Raw genomic sequence first — 16,400 nt, 5'->3', positions numbered from 1 at the left:
AATTGACCACTTTTTTAAAACCTTAGGGCGCACAAGGCGCCAACAGAGGACAGCTTCATGGAAGCCCTGCACCAGAAAATCCGCGAACAAGGCATTGTGCTTTCCGACCAGGTCCTGAAGGTCGACGCCTTCCTGAACCACCAGATCGACCCGGCCCTGATGAAGCTGATCGGCGACGAATTCGCCACGCTGTTCAAGGATTCGGGCATCACCAAGATCGTCACCATCGAAGCGTCCGGCATCGCCCCGGCGATCATGACCGGTCTGAACCTCGGCGTGCCGGTGATCTTCGCCCGCAAGCAACAGTCCCTGACCCTGACTGAAAACCTGCTGTCGGCGACGGTCTACTCGTTCACCAAGAAGACCGAAAGCACCGTGGCCATCTCCCCGCGTCACCTGACCAGCAGCGACCGCGTGCTGATCATCGACGACTTCCTGGCCAACGGTAAGGCATCCCAGGCGCTGATCTCGATCATCAAACAGGCCGGCGCCACCGTCGCGGGCCTGGGCATCGTGATCGAGAAATCGTTCCAGGGCGGCCGTGCGGAACTGGATTCGCAGGGTTACCGCGTCGAGTCGCTGGCTCGCGTGAAGTCGCTGGCGGGCGGCGTCGTGACCTTCATCGACTGATCACTGACTCAACTGCGCCGCAATACTTGTGGGACCAAGCTCGCTCCCACAGTGTTTTGTGTAGCGGTTACTGCGCGGTGGCCTTCAGGCCCGTAAGCAATAACCGCTGAAACAGATCTTCCTTCAGGCCTTCCGGGTGGGTCAGCTGCATGCGCGCCAAATGCTCCGGATACAGCGAAGCCTGCGGCGCATCCAGCGCGGCCTTGCCCAGTTCCAGAATCTCGGTCAGCTTGAATTTGCTCTTGAGCCAGTTCAGCGCCCGTAACAGATCCTTCTCGACCTCAGTGAAATCACAGCCCAGCGGATATTCCGGAAACAGGTTCGGATGCCGTGCGGCAATCGCCTGCAAGCGTTGTGGGGTGTTGTCGGTAAAGCGCGGATCGAGACGGAAATCCTTCGGCAGCTTGCCGACCTTCTGCGCCTGTTCGATCAGGCCTTGCTGGAAGCGCGAGTCGCTGATGTTCAACAGCGCCTCGATCACCACCGCATCCGATTTGCCGCGCAGGTCGGCGATGCCGTACTCGGTGACCACGATGTCACGCAGGTGCCGTGGAATCGTGCAGTGGCCGTACTCCCAGACAATGTTCGAACTGACATCGCCGCCGGACTCGCGCCAGCTGCGCAGCAGCAGAATCGACCGCGCATCGTGCAGCGCATGGCCCTGGGCAACGAAGTTGTACTGCCCGCCGACGCCGCTGAGCACCCGCCCGTCTTCCAGTTGATCCGCCACCCCGGCGCCCAGCAGGGTCATGGTGAACACGGTGTTGATGAAGCGCGCATCGAGGCGTTGCAGGCGCTTGAGCTCTTCCTGACCATACAGCTCGTTGATGTAGCTGATACGGGTCATGTTGAATTCGAGGCGTTTGCTCAGCGGCAACTCGCGCAAGCGCTCATAGAAACTGCGCGGCCCGAGGAAGAAACCACCGTGAATCGACAAGCCGTCGGTTTGCGCCGCCTCGTCGAGAGTCCCGGCGTTGGCCTGCTCCTGAGTCTGCACATCCGGGTAGACCTTGCGCCGGATGATCCCGGCTTCGGCCAGCACCAGCAGGCCGTTGACGAACATTTCGCTGCAACCGTACAGGCCCTTGGCGAACGGCTCGATGCCGCCCTCGCGTTCGATTAACTGTGCCCACTGGCTGAGGTTCACATCGCTCAGCAAGTGCTTGTACGAAGCGTTGTCAGCCTGACGCGCCAGCAACGCAGCGGTCAGCGCATCGCCCATCGAACCGATGCCGATCTGCAAGGTGCCGCCATCGCGCACCAGGGTGCTGGCGTGCAGACCGATGAAGTGATCCTGAAACCCGACGGGCATGTTCGGCGTGGAAAACAGCGTGCTGCTGTCCTTTTCATCGATCAGCAGGTCGAAGTTGTCGATATCGACTTCGGCATCGCCCGGCATGTACGGCAACTCGGTATGTACCTGGCCGACCAGCAGAATGGTCTCCCCCGCTGCCCGGCGTCTGGCGATCATCGGGAACAGGTCGAGGGTGATGTCCGGGTTGCAGCTCAGGCTCAGGCGATCGGGATGTTCGCTGCTGCTGGCGAGCAACTGCGCCACCAGGTTCAGGCCGGCGGCATTGATGTCGCGGGCCGCGTGGCTGTAGTTGCTGCTGACGTAATCCTGCTGGGCCGGCGCACTGTTGAGCAGGCTGCCGGGCTGCATGAAGAACTGTTCGATGCGAATGTTGGACGGCAGGCTGTCGCGGTGCAGGTCGGCGAGGAAGTCCAGCTCCGGGTAATCGCCAAACACCCGCTCGACGAAGGGTTCGATTAAGCGCTTCTGCAACCCATCGCCCAACGCCGGACGGCCGAGGCACAGGGCGGTGTAGATCGTCAGTTGCCGTTCGGGCAAACCGGCGATGCGGCGGTACAGCGCGTTGACGAAGGGGTTGGGTTTGCCCAGCCCCAGCGGCAGGCCCATGTGGATATGCGCCGGCAACCGCGCCAGTACGTCGTCCACTGCCTGTTCGATCGAACACAACTGCACCATCTGAAGCCTCCTGCCCGTTCCGTGAATAGAGGTACGACCGAGATTGCCGGTTGTTTGCTGCAAAGAACAGCCTCAGGCCCAAATCGCGCGTACAAAAAAACCGTCCGAAGACGGTTTTTTTCGTCGAAAGCGCGGCTTATTTCAGGCCGGACATCTTCTGGATCGCGCCCTTCAGCTCTTCATCGGAGCAGTCGGCGCAGGTGCCTTTCGGTGGCATGGAGTTGATGCCGGTGATGGCCTTGGCCAGGATGCCGTCGAGGCCGCCCTGGTGATCGGCGCGCTCTTTCCAGGCCGCGGTGTCACCGATTTTCGGTGCGCCCAACAGGCCGGAGCCGTGGCAAGCGTTGCAATGTTTGGCAATCACTTCGTCCGGCGTCTTGGCACCGCCACCGCCGCCTGCCGAAGCAGCGACTTCCATCCCCTTGCACTCTTGCCCTTGAACACACACCTGGCCGACCGGCTCGAGGCGTTTGGCAATGTCGTCATTCGTCGCAGCTTGAGCGCTGACAGCCCAGAGGGCCAGTACGGTTGCTGGTGCAGCCAGCATTTTCATAATTAGGTTCACGCGTTCACCCTCAATGGTGGCTATTCACGCCTGCGGCCACGGTTCGCAGGCGGGCGCAAGTATAGCGGTTAGCCCGCTTCACTGAAACAACCCCAAAGTCGAAGGGGTTATATCGCGCTGTGGAACAACGGTTCGGGTGCCTTCGCCGTGTGGCCTGGCGCCTCTTTGTTTAAAAATTCGCCGGCGTGGCTGCGCTGATTAGTCGCGCCGGCGCATCGAACGGATTACGGAAACGATGCGGCTTGGTACTTTCAAAGTAGTAGCTGTCGCCAGCTTCGAGGATAAAAGTTTCAAGACCCACCACCAGCTCCAGGCGCCCTTCCACCAGAATCCCGGTTTCCTCGCCTTCGTGGGTGAGCATTTCCTCGCCGGTATCGGCGCCCGGCGGATAGATTTCATTGAGGAACGCGATGGCCCGGCTCGGGTGCGCGCGACCGACCAGTTTCATGGTCACGGCGCCGTCGGAAATGTCGATCAGCTCGTTGGCCTTGTAGACGATCTGAGTCGGTTTTTCCTGCAGGATCTCTTCGGAAAAGAACTCGACCATGGACATGGGAATCCCGCCCAGAACTTTCCTCAGCGAACTGATCGAAGGGCTGACGCTGTTCTTTTCGATCATCGAAATGGTGCTGTTGGTGACGCCCGCGCGCTTGGCGAGTTCACGCTGGGACAGTCCTTTGAGCTTGCGGATCGATTGCAGTCGTTCACCGACGTCCAAGGCGGGAGCCTCCTGATGCTGTAGAAATATTGAGCGTTATCATGGCGACAGCGTTCAGTATTTACAACACTTGGGCCCCGCTTGCGCTTCAACCCTCGGAATAGAGCCTTGGCACTCGACGCAGGTTGCAGAAGATCTGGTAAGGAATGGTGTCCGCCCACTTCGCCACGTCGCTGGCGAGGATGTTTTTGCCCCACAGCTCGACAGTCGAACCGAGGCCGGCTTGCGGCACGTCGGTCAGGTCGATGCACAGCATGTCCATCGACACCCGGCCAAGAATGCGGCTGCGCTGGCCGGCCACCAGCACCGGGGTGCCGGTCGGCGCCTGACGCGGATAACCGTCGGCGTAACCCATGGCGACCACGCCGATGCGCATCGGTTTGTCGGTGATGAATTTGGCGCCGTAGCCCACCGGCTCGCCGGCCGGCAGTTCGCGCACGCTGATGACTTTCGACTCCAGCGTCATCACCGGTTGCAGACGCTCGGCCACGGCGTTGGCTTCTTCGAACGGGGTGGCGCCGTAGAGCATGATGCCCGGGCGCACCCAGTCGCTGTGAATCTGCGGCCAGCCCAGCACCGCCGGCGAGTTGCGCAGGCTGACTTCAGCCGCCAGCCCCTGACGTGCCGCTTCGAACACCGCAACCTGATCGGCGCTGCTCTGCTCGTGCAGCTCATCGGCCCGGGCGAAGTGGCTCATCAGCACGACTTTCGCCACCTTGCCGCTGGCCAGCAAACGCTGGTAAGCCGCCGGGTAATCCTTCGGATGCAGGCCGACACGGTGCATGCCCGAATCGAGCTTCAGCCACACGGTGATCGGTTTGCTCAATGCCGCCTGCTCGATAGCTTCGAGCTGCCACAGCGAATGCACCACGCACCAGAAATCGTGCTCGACGATCAGCGCCAGTTCGTCCGCCTCGAAAAAGCCTTCGAGCAACAGCACCGGTGCACGAATCCCGGCAGCACGCAGCTCCAGCGCTTCTTCGATGCACGCCACCGCGAAGCCGTCCGCTTCAGCTTCCAGCGCCTGGGCACAACGCACTGCACCATGGCCATAGGCATCGGCCTTGATCACCGCCAGTGCCTTGGCACCGGTAACTTCACGGGCGATACGGTAGTTGTGACGCAGGGCTTGAAGGTCGATCAGGGCACGGGCAGGACGCATGGCAGCAGACTTCTTGGCGGTCATGGAAATAAAAACCGGCGCTGGCTGACGGCGTGAACCGCCAACAGCACCGGGAGAGGGATCTTTACAACGGGTTACGGTAATGCAGCGACGATGGAGATCTCGACCAGGATGCTCGGCTTGGCCATCTTCGCTTCCACCGTGGCGCGGGCCGGGGCGGCTCCCTTGGGCAGCCACTGGTCCCACACCGAGTTCATGCCGGCAAAGTGCGCCTCGATGTCCTTCAGGTAGATCGTCGCCGACAGCAGATGTTGCTTGTCGGTGCCGGCCAGATCGAGCAGACGCTCGATGTTGGCGAGTACGTCGCGGGTCTGCTGTTCGACACCGGCATTGAAGTCATCGCCGACCTGCCCGGACAAATACACCGTACCGTTGTGGCTGACGATCTGACTCATGCGCTCATTGGTGAGCTGGCGCTGGATTGCCATGCTTCGCGGACTCCTGGGTGGTGTTGCCATAACGGGAAATATCGAGGCCTTCGGCGCTGATCTGAGGTTTTTTCTTCGCCATCAGGTCGGCCAGCAAGCGACCGGAGCCGCACGCCATGGTCCAGCCGAGGGTGCCGTGACCGGTGTTCAGGAACAGGTTCTTGAACGGGGTGGCACCGACGATCGGCGTGCCATCCGGGGTGGTTGGGCGCAGGCCGGTCCAGAAACTCGCTTCGGCCAGATTGCCGCCCCGAGGATAAAGGTCGTTGACGATCATCTCCAGGGTTTCGCGCCGGCGCGGGTTCAGCGACAGGTCAAAACCGGCGATCTCCGCCATGCCGCCGACGCGGATGCGGTTGTCGAAACGGGTGATCGCGACCTTGTAGGTCTCGTCGAGAATGGTCGACGTCGGGGCCATGTCCGGATTGGTGATCGGCACGGTCAGCGAGTAGCCCTTCAACGGATACACCGGGGCCTTGATACCCAGCGGCTTGAGCAGTTGCGGCGAGTAACTGCCGAGGGCGAGTACGTAGCGGTCGGCGGTTTCCAGCTTGCCGTCGATCCACACGCCGTTGATGCGGTCGCCGGCGAAGTCGAGGCGCTGGATGTCCTGACCGAAACGGAATTCCACACCCAGTCTGGTGGCCATTTCGGCGAGGCGAGTGGTGAAGATCTGGCAGTCACCGGTCTGGTCGTTCGGCAGGCGCAGGGCACCGGCGAGGATGTCGGTGACACCCGCCAGAGCCGGTTCGACGCGGGCAATGCCGGCGCGGTCGAGCACTTCAAACGGCACGCCGGACTCTTTCAATACGGCGATGTCCTTGGCGGCGTTATCCAGTTGCGCCTGGGTGCGGAACAACTGAGTCGTACCGAGGCTGCGGCCTTCGTAGGCGATGCCGGTCTCGGCGCGCAATTCGTCCAGGCAGTCACGGCTGTACTCGGACAGGCGGACCATGCGCTCCTTGTTCACCGCGTAACGGTTGGCGGTGCAGTTACGCAGCATCTGCGCCATCCACAAGTATTGGTCGATGTCGGCAGTGGCCTTGATCGCCAGCGGCGCGTGACGTTGCAGCAGCCACTTGATGGCCTTGAGGGGCACGCCCGGCGCAGCCCACGGCGAGGCGTAGCCCGGCGAGACCTGGCCTGCGTTGGCGAAACTGGTCTCCATGGCCGCGGCGGGCTGCCGGTCGACCACCACCACTTCAAACCCGGCACGGGCCAGATAGTAAGCACTGGCGGTACCGATGACGCCGCTACCCAAGACCATAACGCGCATTTTTGTATCCCTCTCGCGGCGTGCCGCGTACGTCTGTTGTTAGAGCAATGATGCGCGCAGTGTAAAAAAGATTCGCCAGTGCTTTTCACTGTATAAGCGCCTATATTTGGCGACAATTCTCGGCAAAAACCCTTTTCACGGAGGCGCATCCCCTATGCGTACCAACACTCAGACCAAACGTGAGCTGGACAAGATCGACCGCAACATCTTGCGGATTCTGCAGGCGGACGGGCGGATTTCATTCACCGAACTGGGTGAGAAGGTCGGGCTCTCCACCACGCCGTGTACCGAGCGGGTGCGGCGCCTGGAGCGTGAGGGAATCATCATGGGCTACAACGCCCGCCTCAATCCGCAGCACTTGAAGGGTAGCCTGCTGGTGTTCGTCGAGATCAGCCTCGACTACAAATCCGGCGATACTTTCGAGGAGTTCCGACGTGCGGTGCTGAAATTGCCCCACGTGCTGGAATGCCATCTGGTGTCAGGGGATTTCGACTATCTGGTGAAGGCGCGGATTTCCGAGATGGCCTCGTACCGCAAGCTGCTGGGCGACATCCTGCTCAAGCTGCCGCACGTGCGCGAATCCAAGAGCTACATCGTGATGGAAGAAGTGAAAGAGAGCCTGAGCCTGCCGATTCCGGACTGAACGCTCAGACCAGCACCTGTCGGTTTTCCGCCATGTACTCGAACACCTGCTTCTCGACCCTCGGGTGAATCAGCTCCACCGGCCGCCGGCCGTTGGGGCACGGCAAGGTCTGGGTCGTTCCGAACAACCGACAGATCAACGGCCGCTCGTCATACACCGTGCAGCCATTCGGCCCCAGGTGCACACAGTTGAGTGCTTCCATGGCCGCGTCCTGCTCGGCGCGCGTCTTGCGCGGGAGGCGGGACATTTCCTCGGGTGAGGTGGTCACCGGCCCGCAACAGTCATGGCAGCCTGGCACGCACTCGAACGTGGGAATCTGCTGACGCAGGGTGCGGATTTTCTGACTGTTGCAGCTCATTGCAGCATTAACCGGAGCGAAATAGGCGGCAATTGTGCCGCAAAAGCCGTGTTCCAGACACCACGGGCCGACCAATGTTGCCCGGCCTCGGGCCTGCGGCTTATGCTCCGTCAAATTTTCTCGACACCCGCTCAGGATGACGCCCATGAATGCCCGCGCCCAAGCCACCGCGAGCCAGCACCACGTTGCCTCTTACTACGCCGCCAGCAGCCTGCCGCAACCCGACCATCCGGTGCTGCAAGGTGAACTGATCGCCGACGTGTGCGTGGTCGGTGGCGGTTTCTCCGGGCTGAACACCGCGCTGGAATTGGCTGAACGGGGTTTGAGCGTGGTGCTGCTGGAAGCGCACCGGATCGGCTGGGGCGCCAGCGGTCGCAATGGCGGGCAACTGATTCGCGGGGTCGGTCACGGCCTCGATCAGTTCGCCAACGTGATCGGCGCCGACGGCGTGCGGCAGATGAAACTCATGGGCCTGGAAGCGGTGGAAATCGTCCGCCGGCGCGTCGAGAAATTTCAGATCCCCTGCGACCTGACCTGGGGTTACTGCGACCTCGCCAACAAACCCTCCGACCTGGAAGGTTTTGCCGAAGACGCCGAAGAGTTGCGCAGCCTCGGTTATCGCCATGAAACACGTCTGCTGCAGGCGAACGAGATGCACACCGTGGTCGGTTCCAGACGCTACGTAGGCGGTTTGATCGACATGGGTTCCGGGCATCTGCACCCGCTGAACCTGGCACTCGGCGAAGCCGCCGCGGCGCAGCAAGCGGGGGTGAAGCTGTTCGAGCAATCGGCGGTGACCCGCATCGATTACGGCCCCGAAGTCCGCGTGCACACCGCGCAAGGCTCGGTGCGGGCAAAAACCCTGGTACTCGGCTGCAATGCCTATCTCAACAATCTGAATCCACAACTCAGCGGCAAGGTGCTGCCGGCCGGCAGCTACATCATCGCCACCGAACCGCTGAGCGAGGAGCAGGCCCACAACCTGCTGCCGCAGAACATGGCGGTCTGCGACCAGCGAGTGGCGCTCGACTACTACCGGCTCTCGGCGGACCGGCGCCTGCTGTTCGGCGGCGCGTGCCATTACTCCGGGCGTGACCCGAAGGATATCGGCGCGTACATGCGGCCGAAGATGCTCGAAGTCTTTCCGCAACTGGCCTCGGTGAAGATCGATTATCAGTGGGGCGGGATGATCGGCATCGGCGCCAACCGTCTGCCGCAGATTGGCCGGCTCGCCGACCAGCCGAATGTGTATTACGCCCAGGCCTATTCCGGTCACGGCGTGAATGCCACGCACCTGGCGGGCAAGCTGCTGGCCGAGGCCATCAGCGGCCAGCACGGCGGTGGCTTCGACCTGTTCGCCAAAGTGCCACACATCACCTTCCCCGGCGGCAAGCATCTTCGTTCGCCGCTGCTGGCGTTGGGGATGTTGTGGCATCGCCTTAAAGAGCTGGTGTGAGCTCGTTCCCACGCTCCTGCGTGGGAATGCATCCAGTGACGCTCTGCGTCACAGCGGACGCGGAGCGTCCGGGGCGGCGTTCCCACGCAAAGCGTGGGAACGATCCCTCTAAATCCGCCAGAACGGCTTCAACCCCTCCTCCAGCGCCTGTTCGCGGGTCAGCCCGATATCCTTGAGCTGTTCCGGCGTCAGGCGCAGCAACGCCTTGCGCGTGTGCAGACGATGCCAGAACAGACCCCAGCGACTCAGGCCGGACGGTGCGTTGCGCAGGATCTCATTGCGCGCGTTGTCCTGTTGCCCAGCCTCCAGTTCCTGACTGTGTAACGTCAGCCGCACATCGCTCAAGCCGTTCATTTTTGTCGCTCCTGTTTACTTGGGTAGCCAGAGATTCCATGATGCGCGGGCGAGCAAAAGCATTACAGATTCAACACATCTGTATTATTTCCATACAGATTTGTTGTTCCCGAGACTGAATTGTCGATTTACTCCGCATCTGTACTGGTTTTTCGAATCACCTGCATCGAGGCAGTGCCATGACCCTGTACGTGAACCTTGCCGAACTGCTCGGCACCCGCATCGAACAAGGCTTCTACCGTCCTGGTGATCGCCTGCCGTCGGTGCGCGCCCTGAGCGTGGAACACGGGGTCAGCCTGAGCACGGTGCAGCAGGCCTATCGAATGCTGGAAGACAGCGGACTGGCCACGCCCAAACCCAAGTCCGGGTACTTCGTGCCGGTCGGTCGCGAGTTGCCGGAACTGCCGGCGGTCGGGCGTCCGGCGCAACGGCCGGTGGAGATTTCCCAGTGGGATCAGGTGCTGGAACTGATTCGCGCCGTGCCGCGCAAGGACGTGGTGCAACTCGGTCGCGGCATGCCGGATATCTCGTCACCGACGATGAAACCGCTGCTGCGCGGTCTGGCCCGTATCAGCCGCCGTCAGGACATGCCCGGTCTGCATTACGACAACATCCACGGCACCCTCGAACTGCGCGAACAGATCGCCCGGCTGATGCTCGATTCCGGCTGCCAGTTGAGCGCCAGCGATCTGGTGGTCACCACCGGTTGCCACGAAGCGCTGTCCACCAGCATCCACGCGATCTGCGAGCCCGGCGACATCGTCGCGGTGGATTCACCAAGCTTTCACGGCGCCATGCAGACCCTCAAGGGGCTGGGCATGAAAGCGCTGGAAATCCCCACCGACCCGCTCACCGGCATCAGCCTCGAAGCCTTGGAACTGGCGTTGGAGCAATGGCCGATCAAGGTCATCCAGCTCACGCCCAACTGCAACAACCCGCTTGGCTACATCATGCCGGAGTCGCGTAAACGCGCCCTCCTCACCCTGGCCCAGCGCTTCGACGTGGCGATCATCGAGGACGATGTGTATGGCGAACTGGCCTACACCTATCCACGTCCGCGCACGATCAAATCCTTCGACGAAGATGGCCGTGTCTTACTGTGCAGTTCGTTTTCCAAGACTCTCGCGCCGGGGCTGCGCATCGGCTGGGTCGCGCCCGGTCGCTATCTCGAACGGGTGCTGCACATGAAATACATCAGCACCGGTTCTACAGCCCCACAGCCGCAGATCGCCATCGCCGAATTTCTCAAGGCAGGGCACTTCGAGCCACATTTGCGGCGGATGCGCACGCAATACCAGCGCAATCGCGACGTGATGATCGACTGGGTGACCCGTTATTTCCCGGCCGGCACCCGCGCCAGCCGACCGCAAGGCAGCTTTATGCTCTGGGTCGAATTGCCGGAAGGTTTCGATACGCTGAAACTGAATCGTGCGCTGCACGACCAGGGCGTACAGATTGCCGTCGGCAGCATCTTTTCCGCCTCCGGCAAGTACCGCAATTGCCTGCGCATGAACTACGCGGCCAAACCGACAGCGCTGATCGAAGAGGCGGTGCGCAAAGTCGGCGCGGCCGCGATCAAGCTGTTGGCCGAGGCCGATTAATCCACCGTAAAGGCGCCCTGACCTTCAAACCGCACCGGATCGACGGGGCGGCTTGAGGCGTCATCCACCCGCGCATCAAGTTCCATCTCCACTTCCAGCAGACTGCCCCGGGCACCGGTGTCCGCCCGCCACGGGACGACGCGGATCCCCGGGCGCAGAACATCGCCTTCGACCGATTGACCGCTGTCCAGCCGCCAATGCACCGCCACACCATCGAGACGCACTGCCACGATACGCAGTTGCAGCATGCCCGCCGCCCAACGGAAACGCTGCGGATCGGCCGGGGGCGCGACAAATGCCCAGCGCATCAAGCGCACGTCGGGGCACTGCACCCGCAAATGCACGCTGCGCAGGCCGAAGCCCGGCCCCCGGCCATCGAGCGCCGTGCGTTGCAGCAGGTCGGCGCGCGTTGCGCTACCCAGGTTGATGCTCGCCGGCGACAGGCTCGACTGACACGTTTCGGCACCTGACGCCGGTTCAACTACCAGGCACAGCAACACGACCAGAAACAGCAGAAATTTCATCAGATGCACTCGTTCAGGACAGTTCGGCCGGGGCGCAGGTGGCATCGACCCGCTCGATCAGTGCGCTGTCTTCAGGGGATTCGGAAAGCGGGAAACGCAACGTGCACCGCGTGTTGTCAGGGAGCTGCACATGCAGGCGCTGACCCGCTTTTGCGTCAGGCAGAAAAATCGTTCCGCCGTCCTGGACCGTTGTCAGGTAGCGGCCCTGTTCATCGTGAACACTCAACCCCTTGGCCAGCCATTGCCGGTCGACGGTCATGGCGTTGAGCAACAGGTGCCGGACCGTGACGAGCGAGAAGTCCAGATGCTGCACCGATCCGCGGGCAGGCTGCACCTGCTTCACCCCGTCGAGCACTTCAACGTTGCGCGACAGGCTGCGCGGGTCGACTTCCAGCCGTGCGGTCGACCAGGCCGGCAGGCTCGCCGCGACTGCGTGGCCCGAGCCATCGGTCCAGACCGGACCTTGAGGCGTGTGCAGTTTCACGCCCGATCGGTCACCGGCCTTGAGAACGCCGAAGGTATCGCGCAGGGGATAGGGCGACAACGTTGCGCCATCGCGATGCAGCGCTACACCACCGCGCAGCCCCACGTCGTAATCGGTCGCGCCGGATCGCTGGCCGACGCCTGCGTCGAGGCTGGTGTAGCGCGGCAGTGCATTGAAGCGCACGCCATAACTGGCCGCAGTCTCATCGCGGTATTCAGCGTTGGCGTTGTAAGCCAGGTTTTCACCCAGTACGTCGCTGACGGCCACGCCCCGGCGCAGGCCGGATCGGTCATCACGGCGCAAATAACCACGCAACCTTCGCTGGCCTCCGAGCGCCATTCCCAGCGTCAGGTAGGCGGAGTTGCCCAGGCGATCGGGCGCCGCATCGCCGATGGCGCGTTCCAGGTTCAACGACAGGCTGATGCGCTCAGGCCATGTGCGAGACCACGACAGGCCAAGACGCGACTGCGCCGGTTCACCCTGGGTCGAATAGCGTGACCAGGTCGCCCCGAATGCGCCCCATTGATCCGCCGAGCCCGTGACAGAAAAAACCAGGTGATCGCGACCGGGGGATTCGGCGCGGTGGAGGTCTTGATCCCAACCGGTGTCGGACAGCGTGCGAAAGTTCCGGCTCTGACGCACCGCAACCAGACTCGTCGACAGGCTCTCGGACAACGGCGCACCGAGCGTCAATTGCGTCTGGCTGCCCCTCACGCCACGGGAGCCTTCATCGGACAACACCTGCTTTACGCCCAGTGCGTAGCCACCGGCCCACTGCCGTTGCAGGCCCCAGCCAGCCGACAGGTAGTCGGTTGCCCCCAGTACACCGGCGGTCAGTCGGGTGGCCTGTTGCCAATCCCAATCCTTGCTGATCGCGGTGAAAGAAGGTGTCGGTCGGTCGTCCGAGCCCAACCGTCGCACCGTACCCAGCGCAAAGTTGAACCCGCTCGGCCCGGCCCATTGCGCTTCGTGAAGGCTGGCCGCCGGCACGCGCAAGCGCCGCGCCTGCCCATCCTGTTCGTGGACGGTCACGTCCAGATCAATCCGGTTGCTCAGCAACGGCAGCGCTCGCAGCGTGAACGGCCCACTCGGCACCATGGTGGTGTAGATCATCACGCCGTTCTGCCGGACTTCGATGCGAGCCGGCGAATAGGCAACGCCCTCCACTTGCCCGCGCGCACCGTCCTGCGCCGTTCGCAACTGAGCGAATGCCGCTTCCGGCACGATCTGCACACCGTCGAACGACTCACCGGCAAACAAGGTCGATGCGAGATTCAATTGCCCGATCTGCAGACTGGCCTCGGCGTCCTCCAGGGTTCGCGCACCGTAGGCATACAAGTGCTCGAACCGCGAGTTGCCGGAAGTCGACGTATAGGACTGCCGGCTGCGCAGCACCCAGTCACCGGCATTCAGGCCGACCTCCGAGCCCAGGCTCTGAAACCTGTCGTGCCGGCCGTCTTGCTGGCTGCCGACCAGCAACGCGTCGTAGTTGAAAACGCCGGCCGTACCGCCATGAGCGAAATTGATGGGCGCACGCGCCGGCAACATCAGACTGTCGGTCGGCACCAGCAGATCAATCAGCTCGCGCCCCGGATCCAGTTGCGCGACCGCTTCGGGAAATCCCTCCGTCAACGTCATGCATTGTTCCGGTTGCAGCCCGGCCATCGAAGCTGGTGGACGCACGCCCGCAGCGTTCATCCACTGGGTGTGCAAACACAATTCGCCGCGCTCGTTGAATGTCATCCGTACACGGCCTCTGGCCTGCCCGTTGACCTCAAGTGCCACGGAATGCTCGCCTTGGGTGAAACGCGGCGCCTCACGAAAGTACGCCGCCAGCGCAGGATCGATGCCGCGGTCTCTCAACACGCGGGCGTCGAACTCCAACGGTTCGGCCGCCAGCGCGGTGCCGTTGGCCGCGATCAGCAACACGCCCCAACGAGCGCAGACCTTCATCAGCGAGTAACCGGCGCGTCGTAATGGTCGACCGCAAAGCCGTAAGTCGTGGCCGGGAAAATCCTGACCGCCATCGTCTGGGTCGAGGTGTGCAGTGGCAGCTCAGCGTGCAGGCGCTCACCGGGCAGGATGTAGGTCTTGGGCAGATTCACCGAACGGGTGCCCGGCAAAGGCACAATGGTTTTCGCCAGTCGGACCACATAGGGGCTCGGATTGACGACCTGCACACCCGAGGCGTCCATTGACCAGGTCAACCGTTTCCATGGCTCGCGCTCGATCGGCAAACCGGCAGGACGCAGAATCACCGGCAGGTTCTGGCGTACACCGAGAGCAACCCGCGCTCCGGCGGCGTCACTGGTCGGGCTGATCCCCTCGAAGATCACCCGCTTCAGGCGTTCGGTCTTCAACGGTTGCCGGTTTTGCAGAATGAATCGCACTTGCTGAATGCCGCCCGGCTCGACCCGGGCAATGGGCGGGGTGAAGATCAGCAGTACGTCGTCACTGTCTTCGATGTTTTCAACGGTGGTGTGCAGCAATGCGGGATGCGTGTCGGTATTGCGCACGTTCATCACCGCTTCACCCATGCCCTCCTCCACCAGCAGCACCGGCGTCTGCGGAACCATTCCGGCGGCATGGGCCAGCGGCATTGAAAACCATGCGGACAGGCACAGCAGTGCCGTCTTCAGAGCAGACTTGAAAGAAATGAGCATCGGGATAATCCGTGAAATCCTGAATGCGATCCGGCAGGCGCCGGATCGCGCTCGCGTGTACCCGCCAGTCCCGGTGCCTGAGGGACGCCGGGACGCGGCCGTCAGAGGTAGAACATGTCGAACGTCACGGAGCCGTCCAGCGGGATTTCGTTGGCAATCGGCAGGGCGTTGCTTGGGCCGATGATCGGCAGCAGATGCATCGGGAAACCGTGGTGGCGGGCAGCGACCGGACCGGTCGCGGCACTGGCGCCCCACGAGTACAACTGCGGCGCATTGCTGACCAGCGTACTGTTCGGCACACGCCATGCCGGGGCCGCCAGCGTCCGGGTCAGCAATGTCTGGGCATTGCCGTCGGTCTCTGGAATACCGTGACGCAAGGCGAAACCACCAATACGCGTACCGCCGATTTCGCCCAGCCCGTAAAACAGCGCCGGATCGCTCTGGCCAGTACCATCACTGATGCCCGGCAGTTTGGTGCCGGCGCGGTTGTCACGCACAGACACTTCCACGGGCGCCGGCGCATCGCAATTGATGTGCAGGGACACATCGCGACCGGGCAACAGGGTCTGGGTGGTCGGATTCAGCGTCGCCGCCGAAATCTTGCGCAGGTCCACCGTGCTGCCACCGGCAAATGCCGGAATGCAGGAGGTCGGGATAATGGTGCCGATGACATTCAGGTCAACGCTTTCTGCCATTGCGATTGTTGGCAGCAGCGCCGCCGCCAGTACTGCAAGACGGTATGTCTTTTTCATAAGCCGTAATCTTCCATTTGATTGACAGTTCAGTCCCTGCAAACCAGGTATGTAATTAAGCGGGATGATGATTGCGGCTTATGAGAGATAAATCTGTAGGAAACGGGAGCGCTCAAATAGTGAAATTACGACTGGTTGAATAGGCAATTTGTACTCAGTGGCGGAATCCTACATTTCTGTGGCGAGATGCTTCGTACCGCCATGCCTCCCGAGTCCGGGTTTCAGTACGCGTTAAAGCGCACATCGATCTCGAACCGGGTCAGATCGGCAACCCGGGTCTGCGCTGACCCGACCCGCCCTTCAAGTTCCACTTCAACGTCCATGCGCTGACCTTCCAGTGCAACCCCCGCCCGCGCTGGAATCAGGCTTTGCCCGGCGGGCCAGACGGCCACTCCGGAGGCGACACCCGGTTCAAAGCCAAGCCACTGCACGGCTTTGCCATCCACCCGAACAGCCAGCACATGGACCCTCAACGTCCCTGCGCCAAACCGATAGTCCACGGCATCCGCTGCCGGCGCCGCCAGATCGAGTCGCAGCGCAGCTGGCCGTTCACATTGAACGGTGATCTGCACCCGCCGGCGCCCGAAACTCAACAGGTCATTTTCCAGGGGCTGTTGCAGCAACTGGCCGCGCGTCATCGCACCAAAATCGATGGAAGGCTGCCCCAGCCTGACTGCACAGCCCGACTGCGCCTGTGCCGGCTCGGCGGTGAACACGGTACTCAGCAACGCCAGACCTATCGTGGCTTTATTCAAACGATGCATGGTGACTGACT

General features: G+C 62.2%; 17 protein-coding genes. 4 read left to right on the top strand and 13 right to left on the bottom strand.

Annotation, left to right across the window (positions count from 1 at the left end; all coding sequences use genetic code 11):
- The first annotated feature begins 57 nt into the window (after positions 1–57).
- A complete protein-coding gene (locus CAF79_RS04590) occupies positions 58–630 on the top strand; it encodes a xanthine phosphoribosyltransferase (protein WP_075946495.1) in 573 nt (190 codons plus the stop codon).
- A 67-nt stretch (positions 631–697) separates the two neighbouring features.
- Here CAF79_RS04590 and CAF79_RS04585 read toward each other — a convergent pair whose 3' ends face one another.
- From CAF79_RS04585 to dadA, 6 genes are all read right to left on the bottom strand, one after another.
- Positions 698–2,620, bottom strand: a complete 1,923-nt coding sequence (locus tag CAF79_RS04585; protein WP_085696846.1) for an acetyl-CoA hydrolase/transferase C-terminal domain-containing protein — start codon at positions 2,618–2,620, stop codon at positions 698–700.
- Between the two features lie 136 nt (positions 2,621–2,756).
- Positions 2,757–3,173 carry a cytochrome c5 family protein gene (locus CAF79_RS04580; protein ID WP_039765242.1) on the bottom strand — a complete coding sequence of 139 codons (417 nt, stop codon included), beginning with the start codon at positions 3,171–3,173 and terminating at the stop codon, positions 2,757–2,759.
- Between the two features lie 181 nt (positions 3,174–3,354).
- The gene (locus tag CAF79_RS04575; protein ID WP_003229444.1) at positions 3,355–3,903 is read right to left on the bottom strand and encodes a cupin domain-containing protein; all 549 of its coding nucleotides are present in this window, start codon (positions 3,901–3,903) and stop codon (positions 3,355–3,357) included.
- Positions 3,904–3,991: 88 nt separating this feature from the next.
- Positions 3,992–5,065, bottom strand: coding sequence for an alanine racemase (gene alr, locus CAF79_RS04570; RefSeq protein WP_085612071.1), 1,074 nt, complete (start codon positions 5,063–5,065; stop codon positions 3,992–3,994).
- Positions 5,066–5,160: 95 nt separating this feature from the next.
- On the bottom strand, positions 5,161–5,514 hold the full coding sequence (locus CAF79_RS04565) for a RidA family protein (protein ID WP_085696845.1): 354 nt from the start codon (positions 5,512–5,514) through the stop codon (positions 5,161–5,163).
- Entirely contained in the window at positions 5,486–6,790 is a 1,305-nt protein-coding gene (gene dadA / locus CAF79_RS04560) for a D-amino acid dehydrogenase (protein ID WP_085696844.1), read from the bottom strand. Before dadA ends, CAF79_RS04565 begins: the two co-directional genes overlap by 29 nt.
- A 154-nt stretch (positions 6,791–6,944) precedes the next feature.
- Here dadA and CAF79_RS04555 point away from each other — a divergent pair, with 154 nt between their 5' ends.
- A complete protein-coding gene (locus tag CAF79_RS04555) occupies positions 6,945–7,433 on the top strand; it encodes an Lrp/AsnC ligand binding domain-containing protein (protein ID WP_003177284.1) in 489 nt (162 codons plus the stop codon).
- A 4-nt stretch (positions 7,434–7,437) separates the two neighbouring features.
- Here CAF79_RS04555 and CAF79_RS04550 read toward each other — a convergent pair whose 3' ends face one another.
- Complete coding sequence (locus tag CAF79_RS04550; RefSeq protein WP_085696843.1) at positions 7,438–7,791, bottom strand: YkgJ family cysteine cluster protein; 354 nt, start codon at positions 7,789–7,791, stop codon at positions 7,438–7,440.
- 145 nt (positions 7,792–7,936) lie between these two features.
- Here CAF79_RS04550 and CAF79_RS04545 point away from each other — a divergent pair, with 145 nt between their 5' ends.
- Complete coding sequence (locus tag CAF79_RS04545; protein WP_085696842.1) at positions 7,937–9,247, top strand: FAD-binding oxidoreductase; 1,311 nt, start codon at positions 7,937–7,939, stop codon at positions 9,245–9,247.
- A 108-nt stretch (positions 9,248–9,355) separates the two neighbouring features.
- On the opposite strand, the gene CAF79_RS04540 is transcribed toward CAF79_RS04545, so the two are convergent.
- Positions 9,356–9,601, bottom strand: coding sequence for a DUF1127 domain-containing protein (locus CAF79_RS04540; RefSeq protein WP_085696841.1), 246 nt, complete (start codon positions 9,599–9,601; stop codon positions 9,356–9,358).
- Positions 9,602–9,780: 179 nt separating this feature from the next.
- On the opposite strand from CAF79_RS04540, the gene CAF79_RS04535 reads away from it, so the two are divergent.
- The gene (locus CAF79_RS04535; protein ID WP_085696840.1) at positions 9,781–11,202 is read left to right on the top strand and encodes a PLP-dependent aminotransferase family protein; all 1,422 of its coding nucleotides are present in this window, start codon (positions 9,781–9,783) and stop codon (positions 11,200–11,202) included.
- On the opposite strand, the gene CAF79_RS04530 is transcribed toward CAF79_RS04535, so the two are convergent.
- The 5 genes from CAF79_RS04530 to CAF79_RS04510 form a co-directional block, all read right to left on the bottom strand.
- Complete coding sequence (locus tag CAF79_RS04530) at positions 11,199–11,726, bottom strand: hypothetical protein (protein WP_085696839.1); 528 nt, start codon at positions 11,724–11,726, stop codon at positions 11,199–11,201. The two genes, CAF79_RS04535 and CAF79_RS04530, sit on opposite strands and share 4 nt — an antisense overlap.
- Positions 11,727–11,739: 13 nt before the next feature.
- Positions 11,740–14,163 (bottom strand): fimbria/pilus outer membrane usher protein, encoded by a 2,424-nt coding sequence (locus tag CAF79_RS04525; protein ID WP_085696838.1) that lies wholly within the window; start codon positions 14,161–14,163, stop codon positions 11,740–11,742.
- Positions 14,163–14,873 carry a fimbria/pilus chaperone family protein gene (locus tag CAF79_RS04520; protein WP_085696837.1) on the bottom strand — a complete coding sequence of 237 codons (711 nt, stop codon included), beginning with the start codon at positions 14,871–14,873 and terminating at the stop codon, positions 14,163–14,165. The genes CAF79_RS04525 and CAF79_RS04520 overlap by 1 nt, the downstream gene beginning before the upstream one ends.
- Positions 14,874–14,974: 101 nt before the next feature.
- Positions 14,975–15,625 carry a DUF1120 domain-containing protein gene (locus tag CAF79_RS04515; protein WP_085696836.1) on the bottom strand — a complete coding sequence of 217 codons (651 nt, stop codon included), beginning with the start codon at positions 15,623–15,625 and terminating at the stop codon, positions 14,975–14,977.
- Between the two features lie 221 nt (positions 15,626–15,846).
- Positions 15,847–16,389 (bottom strand): hypothetical protein, encoded by a 543-nt coding sequence (locus tag CAF79_RS04510; protein WP_085696835.1) that lies wholly within the window; start codon positions 16,387–16,389, stop codon positions 15,847–15,849.
- Positions 16,390–16,400 lie beyond the last annotated feature (11 nt).

This window comes from Pseudomonas sp. B26(2017), from assembly GCF_002113045.1.
GTDB lineage: Bacteria > Pseudomonadota > Gammaproteobacteria > Pseudomonadales > Pseudomonadaceae > Aquipseudomonas.
This window is presented reverse-complemented; position numbering and strand designations above follow the sequence as displayed.

What these genes read in the sequence shown, in the direction of transcription:
- CAF79_RS04535 (WP_085696840.1), top strand. Translation starts at nt 9,781, where the DNA reads ATGACCCTGTACGTGAACCTTGCCGAACTGCTCGGCACCCGCATCGAA.
- CAF79_RS04585 (WP_085696846.1), bottom strand. Translation starts at nt 2,620, where the DNA reads ATGGTGCAGTTGTGTTCGATCGAACAGGCAGTGGACGACGTACTGGCG.
- CAF79_RS04515 (WP_085696836.1), bottom strand. Translation starts at nt 15,625, where the DNA reads ATGAAAAAGACATACCGTCTTGCAGTACTGGCGGCGGCGCTGCTGCCA.
- alr (WP_085612071.1), bottom strand. Translation starts at nt 5,065, where the DNA reads ATGCGTCCTGCCCGTGCCCTGATCGACCTTCAAGCCCTGCGTCACAAC.
- CAF79_RS04545 (WP_085696842.1), top strand. Translation starts at nt 7,937, where the DNA reads ATGAATGCCCGCGCCCAAGCCACCGCGAGCCAGCACCACGTTGCCTCT.
- CAF79_RS04520 (WP_085696837.1), bottom strand. Translation starts at nt 14,873, where the DNA reads ATGCTCATTTCTTTCAAGTCTGCTCTGAAGACGGCACTGCTGTGCCTG.
- CAF79_RS04540 (WP_085696841.1), bottom strand. Translation starts at nt 9,601, where the DNA reads ATGAACGGCTTGAGCGATGTGCGGCTGACGTTACACAGTCAGGAACTG.
- CAF79_RS04510 (WP_085696835.1), bottom strand. Translation starts at nt 16,389, where the DNA reads ATGCATCGTTTGAATAAAGCCACGATAGGTCTGGCGTTGCTGAGTACC.
- CAF79_RS04580 (WP_039765242.1), bottom strand. Translation starts at nt 3,173, where the DNA reads ATGAAAATGCTGGCTGCACCAGCAACCGTACTGGCCCTCTGGGCTGTC.
- CAF79_RS04530 (WP_085696839.1), bottom strand. Translation starts at nt 11,726, where the DNA reads ATGAAATTTCTGCTGTTTCTGGTCGTGTTGCTGTGCCTGGTAGTTGAA.
- dadA (WP_085696844.1), bottom strand. Translation starts at nt 6,790, where the DNA reads ATGCGCGTTATGGTCTTGGGTAGCGGCGTCATCGGTACCGCCAGTGCT.
- CAF79_RS04565 (WP_085696845.1), bottom strand. Translation starts at nt 5,514, where the DNA reads ATGGCAATCCAGCGCCAGCTCACCAATGAGCGCATGAGTCAGATCGTC.
- CAF79_RS04590 (WP_075946495.1), top strand. Translation starts at nt 58, where the DNA reads ATGGAAGCCCTGCACCAGAAAATCCGCGAACAAGGCATTGTGCTTTCC.
- CAF79_RS04550 (WP_085696843.1), bottom strand. Translation starts at nt 7,791, where the DNA reads ATGAGCTGCAACAGTCAGAAAATCCGCACCCTGCGTCAGCAGATTCCC.
- CAF79_RS04525 (WP_085696838.1), bottom strand. Translation starts at nt 14,163, where the DNA reads ATGAAGGTCTGCGCTCGTTGGGGCGTGTTGCTGATCGCGGCCAACGGC.
- CAF79_RS04555 (WP_003177284.1), top strand. Translation starts at nt 6,945, where the DNA reads ATGCGTACCAACACTCAGACCAAACGTGAGCTGGACAAGATCGACCGC.